The sequence below is a fragment of the Streptomyces sp. NPDC002742 genome, from assembly GCF_042888885.1.
Lineage (GTDB): Bacteria > Actinomycetota > Actinomycetes > Streptomycetales > Streptomycetaceae > Streptomyces.
Genome location: NZ_JBIAQF010000038.1, coordinates 1 through 13038, shown reverse-complemented (window position 1 = coordinate 13038; position 13038 = coordinate 1). Strand labels below are relative to the sequence as shown.

Sequence of the window (13038 nt, the reverse complement as noted above, 5' to 3'; positions counted from 1 at the left end):
GCGGATCCGAGGACGCCCGGCCGACGGACCGGTGTTCGACCGTGCGGCGTGGTTCGGTCCGCCGGTCGGGCCCTCTTCAGTCCGCCGGTCGGGCCGTCTGGTCGTCGAGCGCGGCGCGGAGCCAGTCGTGGGTGGCGCCGGGGGTCGGTTCCATCGAGTCGGTGATCTCGGCGGTCAGTTTCCAGTATTGGTCGATACGGGGGTCCGCGGCCAGCACCCCGCTGAGTCCGCGGCGAAAGGCGGGCGTGTCCCGCGCGCCGCGTGAGCGGGCGTAGGCGGAGACGAAGCAGTCGAGTGCCTCGCCCGCGTGCGGCGGCCGCTCCGCCCGCAACTGCGGCGATGCCAGCGCGTACGCCTCGACGAGACCGTCGTAGAGAACAGCGGGACGGCCCCCGTCGGGCCGGTGTGCCGCGGGCTGGCCGTTACCCGTGCCGGGGCAGGGGGCAGAGACGAAGGCGTGCAGCCGGGTGAAGGCCAGCACCTGGGCCGGCGTCGGGCCTTCGGGGAGCCGCGGAACAGAGTGGTCGACGATGGCGGAGACAAGCCGGGCCGGGAGCCGTGGCGGCAGCCAGCGCCGCCAGAAGCGTGCCAGTGGCGCCGTGCTGGGCGGGACGGACACGTCACCGATCAGCCGCAGCCGAGCGGCACGTTCCTCGGGGGCGCAGTCCTGGAGCAGTTGGAGGGCCGCCTCCTGCCAGCGGAGGGCGGTGAGGCGCGAGCCGATCTGCCGCAGCTGCCCCGCGACGACGTCCTCCAGTGTGTCCTCCTGGTCGAGGATCCGTCCCACGTCGGGAACCGGCAGGTCGAGGGTGCGCAGGGAGCGGATCAGGTGGAGCCGGTCGAGAGCCTCGGGCCCGTACCGGCGGTGGCCGCCGGTGCTGCGGGCACCTTCGGGCAAAAGACCCCGGTCCGAATAGAAGCGGACCGTCTTGACGGTGACGCCCGCGCGCTCGGCGAGCTCTCCGATGCTCCAGATGCTGTCGGGGGACACGGACTTGAACCTCCCTCAGGGGGAGTTCCTACCGTACCGGCGAGCGCGGGGCACCGGTACGGCCGGGCTCCGCGGACCACCGTGTGCGAGGAGACGGCGATGACGGCATTCATCCTGGTGGCGGGCGCCCACACCGGCGGCTGGATCTGGCAGGAAGTGGCTGCCCGGCTGAGGGAGTCGGGGGCGGAGGCGTATCCGGTGACGCTCACCGGCATGGACGGCCGCGGCCGGCCCGCGGGACCTGACACGAACCTGGAGACGCATGTCCACGACCTGCTGCGGCTGATCGACGAGGTGGACGCGCCCGAGGTGGTGATGGTCGGTCACTGCTACGGCATCTACCCCGTACTCGGCGCAGCCGACCGTCGTCCGCGGCGGATCGCCCGGATCGTCCACCTGGACGCGGGCATGCCCCGGCACGGCGACCGGGCCCTGACCCTGATGCCCGACGAGGCGATCCGCGACCGGCTGTCGCACGGGGCCGGTGCGGCCGAGGACGAACGGCTGATCCCTCCGCCGCCGCATGAGGGCTGGCAGCGCTGGGGCAGCGTCGCCGGACTCCCGTCGGCCGCACTGGCACGGCTGGCGGAGAACGCCGTCCCACAGCCGGTGGGCACGCTCACCCAGCCGCTCCGTCTGTCGGGAGCGGTGTCCGCGCTGCCGACGACCGGTGTCCTGTGTACCGGCAACGGTTCGAGCATCGCGATGGTCGAGGGCCTGGTGGGGTTGGGGGACCCCCGCTTCCAGGTGCTCGCCGAGCCTCGGGTCAGCTTCTTCGAGCTCGACACCGGGCACTGGCCGATGCTCTCCCGTCCCGGCGAAGTGGCCGACGTACTGCTCCGGGCCGCCGCGGGTGAAGGACACCGGGTGACCGCGGCAGTCCGCGAACAACCGGCGCACCTTCGTCCGTTCCTGATCGACGTACCGGAGCGGCACCGCGAGCGGATCGGACGGGTCGATCTCCACCTCCCCGACGACCGCACCGAAAACCGCGCCGAAAACCGCTCCGCCGACATCTCCGACGGCCTCGCCCGGGCCGGAGGTCCGTGGCCGGCGGTGGTGTTCGTACACGGCGGCCCGGTCCACCCCGACGTGCGGCCGACTCCACGCGACTGGCCGGGGTTCCTGGGCTACGCCCGCTACGTGGCGGGTACGGGAGCGGTCGGCGTGACGCTGGACCATGGGCTGCACGATCTCTCCGACTACGGACGGGCCGCCGATGACCTCGCCGAAGCGGTCGACCTCGTACGGGCTGATCCGCGCGTCGACGCGGACCGCGTGGCCCTGTGGTTCTTCTCCGCCGGCGGGCTGTTGTCGGCGGACTGGCTCGCGGCGCCCCCACCGTGGCTGCGGTGTGTGGCCGCGACCTACCCGGTCCTCGCACCGCTGCCGAACTGGGGACTCGTCGGCTCCCGGTTCCGCCCGGCGGTCGCTGTACGGACCGCGGGACGGCTGCCGATCGTGTTGACCCGGGTGGAACTGGAGCGCGCGGAGATCGCGGCGACTGTCGAGGAGTTCCTTGCCGCCGCCAAGGAGTGCGGCGGCGACGTCGAGGTGGTCGACGTACCCCTCGGCCACCACGGGTTCGAGACGACGCACCACACCGAGCAGGCGCGCCGCGCCGTGGAACGCGCGGTGCGGTCCGTGCTCGGGCACCTGAGGGGTTGAGGCATCATCGACCGCCCTGGCGCCGACGCCTCACCGGGCGTCGGCGCCAGGGCACCAGGGCACCAGGGCACCAGGGCACCAGGGCACCAGGGCACCAGGGCACCAGGGCACCAGGGCAAGATCAGGCCATTTCCGGTCTGATCGGTATTTCAGCCCCCCTCAGCTTCTACGCTTCGCGGGGCATGGTGTGGCAGAGGGGGACCTGGTTTGAGATATTTGTGTGCCGAGTTGGACGTGTTCGAGCGCGTCCCGTTCGTGTGACTGTGGGGTTGCGCCGGTATCGACACGAGCCCAAACGCCTTCAGTTGGGTGTTCCGGCCAGGTGGAACGACAGGCGCCGTGCCACGGTGCTCATGCTGAGCTTCGCGGGGAGAGCGGTGCGTACAGGCAAAGCCAAGGAGATGCGAAACCTGATCGGCCAACTGACCGACGGACTGGGACTTCCCGTTCCCACGACCCCGGACACCTTGTTCGCCGCGCTCATCGACAGGGTGTCCGAAATCAGGGGCCGTCAGGTCATCCTCCTCAAGGAAGAGTTCCCGCACCGCACCGCCACCGGCTTATGGCTCGACATGCCGGAGTACGACATCATCGTCGTCGACAAACGTGCGGCGCCGGTCCACAAGCTTGCGATCATCTGCCACGAGGTCTGGCACATGATCAAGGGGGATTGCGGCCACCACTCGGCGGGCGTCTCCGCCGCGGCACGAGCGCTGGACGGTCGGGCCGACCTTCATCAGGCGGTACGGGCCATGGCCGCGCGTACCGAGTTCCACGAACGCTCGGAGCAGGAAGCCGAAACCTTCGCACTGCGGGCGGTGACGCATCTGCGGATCTGGCTGGAGGGAGAGCCCGGCGGCCCCTCCGCGGACCGGACCCAGGTCGCGGGCCGGATCGGGGCCTCACTGGGACACCGCCGGTCCAAGGCCTGAACCGTGGTCGACTCCCCCTACTACCTGCCCGCGCTCGCCCTGTGGGGCGGTCTCGCGGCTAAAATGCCTGATCTGGTGCGCGCCTGGCGTGACCCGCTGATCCGGTCGGTTTGCTGGGTCATCTTCCTGGGCGGCGCCGGATTCGTTTTCGCCGCCCCACCCACTGTCGCGGCCGTGAACCACGCCAGCGGCATCCCGAATCTCGCCGCTCCCCTCGACTACGCGATCGTCAGCGCCTACAGCGCCTCCTGCTTGTTGCTGATCCTTCACTGGCGCGGCGGGCCGGCCGGCCATGTGCGGCGTCTGGCTCGAAGGTGGCAGATCGGCTACGTCATCCTGATCACGCTGCTCGTCGTCCTGTTCATGATGGGAGACGCCTCCGTCGAGCGGCGTACAGATCTTGACACCTACTACGCCACCACGCCGTGGATAGGGCAGATGATCGCGCTGTACCTGCTCGGCCATGTGACCGCCGCGGTGACAACCACGGCCATGTGCTGGCGCTGGGCGCTGCAGGTCCACGGCTGGCTACGGGCCGGGTTGTGGCTCCTCGTCGCGGCCTGGCTGCTGAACTTGTCGTTCAGCACTCTGAAGATCATCGCGGTGGCGGCGAGGTGGACCGGCGGGGACTGGGACGTTCTGAGCACCATCCTGGCCCCCGGCCTCGCAGGTCTGGCCGCCACGATCGCCGCCATCGGATTCACCGTGCCGCTGCTGGGCCCGCGGGTGGTCCGGCTCTGGCACGGCGTGGTCACCTGGTGGCGGCTCGGTCCCCTGTGGCATGAACTCAGCAGTGCCTCCCCCAACAGCCCGCTCGTCGCCCCCATCCCTTGGTATTCGTCGTGCTCCGTACGGCTCACCCAGCGTGAGGCCGGCATCCAGGACGGACTGAACCTCGTCCGCCCTCATCTCGACGACCGGGTTCGCTCACGCGCGCAGACAGCGGCCCGGTCCGCGGGCCATGGCAGCGAGGACGCCTCACGCATCGGCCTCGCCGCGATGATCACTGTTGCCGTCCACGCCCAGCCCGACGGCACCTGCGCCCCTGCCGACGCGTTCGACCACTGCGCCGGTCTCGCGGCACGGACCACCTTGATGGGTGTGGCACGCGCTCTGAGGTCGTCCCCCATCGTCGCGGCAGCCCGCGCCGCGGCCGAAGTCGACGAAGGAAACCGGGCATGACTCCCTCCGCTCTCCGCACCCTCCCAACTCTCCACGCGGCGTTACGCAGTCGCCCCGTCCTTCCCGGCCGACCATCAGGGTGGCCGCCCCAGCGAGCCACCGGCCGTCGTATGTGCCGTGCCGCCGCGCCGCCCCCACCACGCCCGCCGCGACGGGTCGCGGCGCCGCGACCACCGGCCGGACGGCGGAGCCCGGCCGCCTCCCGCGAAGGAGTGGCGGGCTAGTGGACAGCGGCATCGTCTTCTACGTTCCCGGCGTCCTCCTCCTGCTGGCCGCCGGGTTGAAGCTGTCGGCAGGCCCGAAAGCCTGGCGGGACTCACTCATCGCGTCGAGCGGCGCGATCCTTCTGGCCGGCTCCTCGGCGTGCATCCTGTCCGCCCCACCCACGATCCGGTTCGTCAACGACACGACCGGTGTGGCGAACTTCAGCGCCCCGCTCGTCTACTCGGGCATGACCGCGCTCAGCGCGGCCTACCTCATACTGATGATCAATTGGAAGGGCGGGCCGCCGGATGCCCGACGGCATGCCGTCCGGCTCGTACTGGCCGTGTACGGGATGGTGATCGCCGGCATCTGGGTCCTGTTCGCCCAGGCGGACGTGCCCGTGGAACGGGCCCAGGATTTGGACACCTACTACGCCGCCACGCCCTACATGCGCGAAATGATTCTGCTGTACATGGTCGCGCACACAGCCGCCACCATCGCCCTCGCGGTGATGAGCGTGAGCTGGCTCCGCGAGGTTCACGGCGTGACCCGCGCGGGCTTGGTCCTGCTCGTCGTCGGCCTGACGTTCGACGTGGGCTACCAGGTCGCCAAGTACACGGCCATGGCAGCACGCTGGGCGGGCGCCGACTGGGATTTCCTCTCCACCGATGTTTCCCCTCCTCTGGTCATGCTCGCCGGCATCACCTGCGCCTGCGGCTTCGCCATACCCAGGGTCGGGCCGCCGGCGGTTGACAATCTCCGCGCCTGGAGGCGCTACCGGCTGCTGAAGCCTCTGTGGAGCGAGATGCGGACGCTGCGTGCGCCGGCAGAGGGGATCATCCGCTGGTGGGATCCGCCCGTCGTGCGGCTGGCACGACAGGAGATCGCGATCTGGGACGGCTTCCTGGCCTGTTCGCCCTATCTCGATGACCAGGTGCGCACGACCGCGTACACAGAGGCGGTGGCGTCATATACCCCCGCCTGCACTTCCGGAGTACGAACGTTTCTGCGGTCGACAGCCGGTGTGGTCACGCAGCCCTTCCGCGCAGGACCGCAGACGCCGACGACGCCGACGACGACGCCCGCAACTGACGGCGTACCCGAACAAGTTGCCCACCAGGCCGCGCTGGTGGCCGAGGCTGCGATGCTGGCCGCGGCCCGTGTGCACGTTCTGCGCAACGGCGGCGCCGAGGTACCGGCGAGAGCGGGTGCGCTGCAGTCTCTCTCGAGACCGCAACTGATGGTGCGTCTCTCGCGGGCGTTGTCGTCGTCGCCGATCGTGGCCAAGGCACGGCACCACGCCGCCGTCCAGGCCACCCGGCAGGAGTAGCGAACGGCGGGACGGCGTGCCCCTCACCGGCCACCGGCGCCCCACCGGGTACGCCCCCCGGTCCACCGGCCCTTGGACGACGCGCGACGCGTGGTGGTCAACTCCGCCTCTTTCACTGAAGATTAGGACGCCATATCGGCCTGCGGGCACGTCCGCCCCGGCAAACCCGAGCGACCCGGTCGCGCCGGATGCCGCTGTCTCGTATGGCTGAGCAATTCCGACTTTCGCCGTCTCCCGTAAGAGAAATGAGTGCACGCTATGCCATCGTCTGCCAGAACTGCCTCCCGTCGCACCGCGGTGGTGATCGGTGGGGGGATGACGGGCATGCTCGCCGCAGCCGTGCTCGCCGACTTCGCAGACGTTCGGATCATTGAACGCGATGTGCTTCCCGACGGCCCACAGCCCCGCAAGGGACTGCCGCAGGCCCGCCACGCCCACATCCTGTGGTCCGGCGGTGTGAAGGCCCTCGACGACCTCCTGCCCGGCATCATCGCGCAGCTCGTCGCCCGCGGCGCCAACACACCTCGCATCATGGCCGACTTGGTGTCCAAGGCGCCGTCCGGCCAGTGGTTCCGCCGGTTCAGCCATGGCCGCCACACCAACCTGCTGTGCAGCCGCGACCTCCTCGACGCCGTGATACGCGCCCGAGTGCTGCGGGACGAACGCATCACCCTCCTCCAGGAGACCGAACTGCTCGCCCTTCAGGGCGACGGAGAGCGGGTGACCGGCGTCAGCATCCGGGCGGATCGGTCCGAGCGATCCATCCCGGCCGACCTGGTGATCGACGCGAGCGGCCGGGCGAGCCGTGCCCCCACCTGGCTGAAGGATCTCGGACTCCCACCGATCGAGGAGCGGTCCGTCGATACCGGCACCGGCTACGCCAGCCGGGTGTACCGCGCACCCGGCAGCACCGCTGACGGCTTCCCCATCGTCAATGTCCAGGCCGATCCCCGCCAAGTCCCCGGTCGTGGCGGCATCATCACCCCCATAGAAGAGGGCCGATGGCTCGTGACCCTCTCAGGAACCCGCGGCGGACAGCCCAGCAGCGACAACGACGAATTCCTGCCTTTCGCCCTGAGCCTGCCTCACCCCATCATCGGCGAACTGCTGGCCGGCGCCGAGCCCGAAACCGACGTCATCACCACCCGCAGTACAGCCAACAGGCGGCGCTACTACGAGAAGGCCGTCCGCTGGCCCGACGGCTTCGCCGTACTCGGTGACGCGGTCGCGGGCTACAACCCTGTGTACGGCCACGGGCTGAGCGCCGCCGCACAGAGCGTCATCGCCCTGCGCCACGTCCTGCGGCAGCGGCACATCGGCGCACCCGGCACGGCTCGGCGTATCCAAAAGGCCGCGGCGCGTCCCGTCGAGAACGCCTGGAGTCTGGCCGTGGGCCAGGATGTGTTCTACCCGGGCGCCAGCGACCAGCCTCCCACCCGCCTCGAAAAGACCCTCGCGGCGTTCGTCGACAGGGCGGTCGACGCCGGCTCACGCAACCCGCACGCCCTGCGCATCCTGCTGGACGTGATGAGCATGGAACGATCCCCGGCCCGGCTGCTGATGCCCGACATGCTCGCCCTTGTCTACCTCGGCCGGAAGGAACCGTCTCTGGAAGGCCCGCCGCTGACGGAGCACGAACGCGGGGCCGTCGCCACCTGAACGGGTGCGGCGGGCGGCGGCTGCTCCGCCGGCGTCCTGGTGAACGGTGTGACGGGACGCTCCAGGGCTTCGCCGTCCAGGGTGATGTCCACGACCTCGTTGTAGAACGCGAGGAGTCCCTTGACCGCACCCACGGCGGGCAGCGGCTCCGGGTAACTCCAGACGACGTTCGGCGGGACGCCGTCCCCACCCCGCCTCGACCAGTACTCGGCCGTGCCCTTGTAGGGACACCCGGTGCTGTGTTCGGTGGGTACGAACAGGTCCAGGCGGACGTCCTCGCGCGGAATGTAGAACCGCGTCGGCAGCCCGGTCTCGAACAGCAGGACCGGACGGTGGGTGTCGGCGACGAGTGTGCCGTCGATCTCGACCCTGACATGGCGGCTGCTGGGGATGGCGTCCACTCGTTTGTGCGGGTCGCGAGGATGGATGAAGATCTCTTCCTCCTCCTCGTACCAGTGCTCCAGACCGCGTCCGACGCGCCGGAACCACTCGAACGCGATATGGCCGGCCAGGTCGGCGGCGGGGAACGTCCACGCCGCGTTCTCCACGAGCTCGCCGTCGAGTTCGAGGTCGTAGAAGATCCGCGATCCGGTGTGCGTGCCCGTCGCGGGATTCTTCGCGGGGCGGAGCAGGTCCTCGCGGATCTCCTCGCGAGGGAACGCGTACAGCGGAACCGGTACCGCCGGCTCCCACACGAGGACGGCATGTCGACTGTCCACGACGGTGACCTCGCCGGTGCGGCCGCGCACCCAGCGTTCGCTGGGCTCCCACAGGAGGCCCTCCGGGGTTGTCCGGACGGCTCGCGCGGTGGGGAACGTCGTCATGACTGTCTCTCCTTCGGCTCGGGCTCACCGCCTCAGTCGGTCGGGCGTCGCTTGGCGAGCCAGGTGACCATCTTCGGGTCGCGGTGGTCGAAGAACAGCGACGTGCCGGTCTCCAGGGTGGCGATGGCGGCCATCTGGTCGTCGGTGAGCGCGAAGTCGAAGATGTCGATGTTCTCCGCCATGCGCTCGGCACGGACCGACTTGGGGATCGCGACGACACCGCGCTGGGTCAGCCACCGGAGAACGACCTGCGCGACGGACTTGCCATGTTGGGCACCGATCTCGCTCAGCAGCACGTCGGTGAACAGGTCGTTCTTGCCTTCGGCGAATCCGCCCCACGACTGGATCTGCACACCGTGCTCGCGCATGAGGTCCTGGTCGGCGGTGCGCTGGAAGAAGGGGTGGGTCTCGATCTGGTTGACCGCGGGCGTGATCTCGTTGTTCAGGACGAGGTCGACGAGACGGTCGGGGTAGAAGTTGGCGACACCGATCGCCTTGGCACGGCCTTCACGGTTGAGAGCCTCCATGGCGCGCCACTGGCCGTAGACGTCGCCGTACGGCTGGTGCATCAGGTACAGGTCGAGGTAGTCCAGGCCGAGCTTGCGCACAGAGGCGTCGAAGGCACGCTGGGCATTCTCCTCGGCCGGTGCGTCCTGGACCCACAGTTTGGTGGTGACGAACAGGTCCTCACGCGGGATGCCGCTCTTCTTGACGGCACGGCCCACGGCTTCCTCGTTGCCGTAGGCGGCGGCGGTGTCGAGCAGCCGGTATCCCGCCGCGAGGGCTTCGGTGACTGCCTGCTCGGTCTGCTCCGGCGGAATCTGGTAGACGCCGAAGCCGAGGATGGGCATCTGGACACCGTTGTTGAGAGTGACGGTCTGCATGGAGATCTTTCCTTGCTGTTCGGGTGGGCCGTGGGAGTCGGGCCGTGGGAGTCGGCCGGTCTGCGGTCGCTCAGGCCGGACCGCGAAGACAGCGGCCCTGGTAGCGGTCGCAGTGGCAGGGCGGTGGCCGTGGCACTGACGGTTGGTCGCTGCCCCGGTCGCAGTGGCGGGGCGGTGGTGGCACTGACGGTTGGTCGCTGCCCCGGTCGCAGTGGCGGGGCGGTGGTGGCACTGACGGTCGGTCGCTGTCGCTCTCGCGGTCAGTCATCCCCAGTTCCAGGGCCCTGTGCAGCGTACGGATGGACTCCTCCTCGTCGGTTCCGGAGTCGGTGTAGCCGTGGGGCATCCCGGATCGCACGGGGCCCGATCCGGGAGACATCCAGGTCACGCAGCTCGATATGGCGCATTCGCTCTCTCCGGTTCCTCTCCTTCCAGCGGTTCCACTGTGGCCCGCTCGCCCGGCCCGCGCCCGCTGTGGGGGTCCTGGCACCGCTCCGGCCCCGGCTTTCGCGGGCTGGGGCGTACTGGGCACTGATTCCGGTTCCCGGCCCGCACTGCCCCTGGGCTCACGGGCTCCGCGGGGGCATGGATCCACCCTCGCGCGGATTCCGTCCCGGTGGCAGGCCGGGCTCTCCGGGGGTAATGGCAGGGCCCCCCATCACGCCGCCGGGCAGGTCGGCGCGGTGTGACACTGAAGCCATGGCACCTGAGCGCACCCCCACCAGCAGCGGCGGAAGCGAGGGCGTGGAACTCGGCCGGTTCCTGCGGGCCCGACGCACGCAGACCAAACCGGAGCAGGTCGGTCTCACCGTCGGCACCGGGCTGCGCCGGACTCCGGGGCTGCGCAGGGAGGAGCTCGCGACGCTGTCCGGGATCAGCATCGACTACTACGTACGCCTGGAGCGCGGCAAGGAGACCCGCCCCAGCCCCGCCGTCCTGGACTCCCTCGCCCGCGCCCTCCGGCTCGACGACCGGGAGCACCAGCACCTGCGCGAGCTGGCCGCCCGAGCCGCGCGGTACGCCCCCGAACCGCCGCCCCCGCCGAGCCGGACCGTGCGCCCCCACCTCGGACTGCTGCTCGAAGCGATACGCCCCAACCCGGCCTACGTCGTCAGCCGCAGCATGGACCTCCTCGCCTGGAACCCCGGCGGCCTCGCGCTGTACGCGGGCCTGGAGGACTGGCCCGCCAAGCAGCGCAACCTGGCCCGCTACTTCTTCCTCCACCCGGCCGCCCGCGGCCTGTTCCCCGACTGGGACACCCTGGTGCGTTCCTGCGTCTCCCGGCTGCGCGCCACGGCCGGCACCGCGCCCGACGCCCCCGACCTGACCAACCTCGTCGGCGAACTCCTGCTCAAGAGCCCCGAGTTCGCGGGGCTCTGGGAGCGCTACGAGGTGACCGGTCTCAAAACCGGGCACAAGACATTCCGCCACCCGCACGTCGGCACGATCAGCCTTGTCCCCCAGTCCATGCACCTGGAGGGCACACCCGGCCAACGCCTCGGCGTCTACACGGCCGAACCCGGCACCCCCGACTACGACGCCCTGCTCCTGCTCGACATGACGGCAGCCGAGCCGGCACCGCACACCGCGCCGTCGGACCCGGGCTCGATTCGCCGACAGCACTGACATCCTCGACGGGGGGCGAACTCGACGACGGCGTACCGGAGCCGGCCTTCTCGACCGCGCCGCCGGCAGGACAGCAGGCCCACGGCGGGCAGGTCGTCCGCGACTCGCGCCGGGAGGAGCCCCCGCGCGGTAGCGTGATCATCATGGCGGACTGGGATCTTCGGCCGGCGTCGCTTCGAGACGTCGAGGCGGTGGCGGAGTTGCGTGCCGTGGTGCTGCGGGCGGATCTGGAGAGGCTCGGGCGGTACGACCCGCACCGCGTGCGGCAACGGCTGCGGGACGGCTTCGACCCGGCCCACACCTGGGTGATCGAGGTCGGTCGCACGCTGGCCGGCTGCGTGGCCCTGCGAGCGGCCGAGGACGGCCACTGGCTCGAACACTTCTACCTCGCCCCACATCTTCAGGGCAGCGGAATCGGTTCGGGTGTGCTGAGCGAACTGCTGAAGCGGTGTGATCGCCTTGGTGTCCCGATACGACTCAACGTGCTGCAGGGCAGTCCGGCTCAACGGCTTTACGAGCGGCACGGGTTCACGGTTGAGGCAGAGGATCCGGTGGACGTGTTCATGGTGCGCGATCTCGCCGACCGCTGACCGGCGAAGCACCTTCCCGGTGAAGAAGTAGGCCGACTTGGGCTTCGCCCTGTGAACTGGCCCGCATTCTCACGCGAGCGGCCTCGCGACCTGTCGGGCGACCTGGTCACCCGCGGCGCACTGGGCCAGATCTGGAAGCTGTCCGGACGCGGCTCCTCGTGGGCGGTCAAGGAACTCCTCTTCGGCTGTGACGCCGATCAGGCCCGCCGGGAGGCCGCGCTACCGCACGCCGCGGAGAGCCTGGGCATCGCTTCACCGCGGCTCCATCCGAATCGCCACGGCGACTACGTCTCCCGCCTCGCTCCGGTCCCGCCTCGCTCCGGAGCGTCGGCCGCGGATTCCAGCGGGTCGACAGGGGTACCCAGGGCATCAGGCCGGCGATCGGGGGTACCTCCTCTGTGGAGGTTCATGATGTTCGAGGCAGGTGACATCCGCGAATGGCGTGGTCACAGCGTGGTGGATCCCGGTGGTCACAAGATCGGGGTCCTGGAGTCCGTCTACGTCGACACGGCGACCGACAGTCCTTCCTTCGCCACGGTGACCGTGGGACTGCCCACGCGCCGTCGCCTGGTGTTCGTTCCCCTTGACGGCGCGACCGTCGGGCCGGGCTACCTGAAGGTCGCTCACGACAAGAACCTGGTGAAGAGGGCCCCCGCCATCGACACGGACGGCGTGCTGCCCGCCACGGACGAGCCGGGAGTCTTCGCACACTACGCACTCGAATACACACCGGGCGTCAAGGGCGAACGCCGTCTCGCCCGTCGCTGATCCGCCGCAAGCCGCCGGGAGAGCCGATGAACCTGTTCCTGTTCCTGATCCTCGTGGCCCTCGTGCTGGGCATCATCGGATTCGCCGCCCACGGGCTGTTCTACCTGTTCATCATCGGCTGCTTCGTCCTGATCGCCGATCTGGCCTACGCCGGCATGCGCTTCCGCCGCGGCGGACGAAAGCACCGCACGGCCCGGTGAGCCCGGACGTCCTGCATCGGGCGCTCCTGCACCGGAGCCCCGGCATCGGGCGCTCGGGGCCGGTCCCCTTCTCCGGCGGCCCCGGGGGGGGGTGCCTCTATGTCCTTCGTCAAGGCCGTGCTGGTCATGCAGGGGTGGTTTCGGGGAGGCGGGGTTCGTAGAAGGTGCCGTCTCGGAGCA

12 protein-coding genes and 1 pseudogene are annotated in these 13038 nt (G+C 70.0%); 10 read left to right on the top strand and 3 right to left on the bottom strand.

The features are described 5' to 3' along the window. Positions 1 to 76: 76 nt before the first annotated feature. Positions 77 to 991, bottom strand: a complete 915-nt coding sequence (locus ACFYW8_RS40005; RefSeq protein ID WP_365878587.1) for a MerR family transcriptional regulator — start codon at positions 989 to 991, stop codon at positions 77 to 79. 99 nt (positions 992 to 1090) lie between these two features. On the opposite strand from ACFYW8_RS40005, the gene ACFYW8_RS40000 reads away from it, so the two are divergent. The 5 genes from ACFYW8_RS40000 (at position 1091) to ACFYW8_RS39980 (ending at position 7966) form a co-directional block, all read left to right on the top strand. Continuing rightward, positions 1091 to 2659, top strand: coding sequence for an alpha/beta fold hydrolase (locus ACFYW8_RS40000; RefSeq protein ID WP_389090710.1), 1569 nt, complete (start codon positions 1091 to 1093; stop codon positions 2657 to 2659). Positions 2660 to 3036: 377 nt separating this feature from the next. After that, entirely contained in the window at positions 3037 to 3591 is a 555-nt protein-coding gene (locus tag ACFYW8_RS39995; RefSeq protein ID WP_389090708.1) for a toxin-antitoxin system, toxin component, read from the top strand. A 3-nt stretch (positions 3592 to 3594) separates the two neighbouring features. After that, positions 3595 to 4773 carry an MAB_1171c family putative transporter gene (locus tag ACFYW8_RS39990; RefSeq protein ID WP_389090704.1) on the top strand — a complete coding sequence of 393 codons (1179 nt, stop codon included), beginning with the start codon at positions 3595 to 3597 and terminating at the stop codon, positions 4771 to 4773. A 223-nt stretch (positions 4774 to 4996) separates the two neighbouring features. Then, positions 4997 to 6307, top strand: coding sequence for a DUF6545 domain-containing protein (locus tag ACFYW8_RS39985; RefSeq protein WP_389090699.1), 1311 nt, complete (start codon positions 4997 to 4999; stop codon positions 6305 to 6307). Between the two features lie 258 nt (positions 6308 to 6565). After that, complete coding sequence (locus ACFYW8_RS39980) at positions 6566 to 7966, top strand: FAD-dependent oxidoreductase (protein WP_389090694.1); 1401 nt, start codon at positions 6566 to 6568, stop codon at positions 7964 to 7966. On the opposite strand, the gene ACFYW8_RS39975 is transcribed toward ACFYW8_RS39980, so the two are convergent. After that, complete coding sequence (locus ACFYW8_RS39975; RefSeq protein ID WP_389090689.1) at positions 7891 to 8790, bottom strand: DUF427 domain-containing protein; 900 nt, start codon at positions 8788 to 8790, stop codon at positions 7891 to 7893. The genes ACFYW8_RS39980 and ACFYW8_RS39975 overlap by 76 nt on opposite strands. A 32-nt stretch (positions 8791 to 8822) precedes the next feature. Then, positions 8823 to 9674, bottom strand: a complete 852-nt coding sequence (locus tag ACFYW8_RS39970; RefSeq protein WP_365878679.1) for an aldo/keto reductase — start codon at positions 9672 to 9674, stop codon at positions 8823 to 8825. A 699-nt stretch (positions 9675 to 10373) separates the two neighbouring features. Here ACFYW8_RS39970 and ACFYW8_RS39965 point away from each other — a divergent pair. The 5 genes and pseudogenes from ACFYW8_RS39965 to ACFYW8_RS39945 all read left to right on the top strand — a co-directional run bounded on the left by ACFYW8_RS39965 (position 10374) and on the right by ACFYW8_RS39945 (position 12858). Beyond that, a complete protein-coding gene (locus ACFYW8_RS39965) occupies positions 10374 to 11300 on the top strand; it encodes a helix-turn-helix transcriptional regulator (protein ID WP_389090683.1) in 927 nt (308 codons plus the stop codon). A 143-nt stretch (positions 11301 to 11443) separates the two neighbouring features. Next, positions 11444 to 11890 carry a GNAT family N-acetyltransferase gene (locus ACFYW8_RS39960; protein ID WP_389090678.1) on the top strand — a complete coding sequence of 149 codons (447 nt, stop codon included), beginning with the start codon at positions 11444 to 11446 and terminating at the stop codon, positions 11888 to 11890. A gap of 105 nt (positions 11891 to 11995) precedes the next feature. After that, positions 11996 to 12190, top strand: a pseudogene (locus ACFYW8_RS39955) (aminoglycoside phosphotransferase family protein); the annotation flags it as partial. Positions 12191 to 12301: 111 nt separating this feature from the next. After that, complete coding sequence (locus ACFYW8_RS39950; protein ID WP_365878677.1) at positions 12302 to 12658, top strand: PRC-barrel domain-containing protein; 357 nt, start codon at positions 12302 to 12304, stop codon at positions 12656 to 12658. 26 nt (positions 12659 to 12684) lie between these two features. Next, a complete protein-coding gene (locus ACFYW8_RS39945) occupies positions 12685 to 12858 on the top strand; it encodes a hypothetical protein (RefSeq protein WP_365878575.1) in 174 nt (57 codons plus the stop codon). The last annotated feature ends 180 nt before the right edge of the window (positions 12859 to 13038 follow it).

Excerpts from the sequence above, each read along its gene's own strand:
- ACFYW8_RS39945 (WP_365878575.1), top strand. The coding sequence starts at position 12,685 with ATGAACCTGTTCCTGTTCCTGATCCTCGTGGCCCTCGTGCTGGGCATC.
- ACFYW8_RS40000 (WP_389090710.1), top strand. The coding sequence starts at position 1,091 with ATGACGGCATTCATCCTGGTGGCGGGCGCCCACACCGGCGGCTGGATC.
- ACFYW8_RS39970 (WP_365878679.1), bottom strand. The coding sequence starts at position 9,674 with ATGCAGACCGTCACTCTCAACAACGGTGTCCAGATGCCCATCCTCGGC.
- ACFYW8_RS39975 (WP_389090689.1), bottom strand. The coding sequence starts at position 8,790 with ATGACGACGTTCCCCACCGCGCGAGCCGTCCGGACAACCCCGGAGGGC.
- ACFYW8_RS39965 (WP_389090683.1), top strand. The coding sequence starts at position 10,374 with ATGGCACCTGAGCGCACCCCCACCAGCAGCGGCGGAAGCGAGGGCGTG.
- ACFYW8_RS39950 (WP_365878677.1), top strand. The coding sequence starts at position 12,302 with ATGTTCGAGGCAGGTGACATCCGCGAATGGCGTGGTCACAGCGTGGTG.
- ACFYW8_RS39960 (WP_389090678.1), top strand. The coding sequence starts at position 11,444 with ATGGCGGACTGGGATCTTCGGCCGGCGTCGCTTCGAGACGTCGAGGCG.
- ACFYW8_RS39980 (WP_389090694.1), top strand. The coding sequence starts at position 6,566 with ATGCCATCGTCTGCCAGAACTGCCTCCCGTCGCACCGCGGTGGTGATC.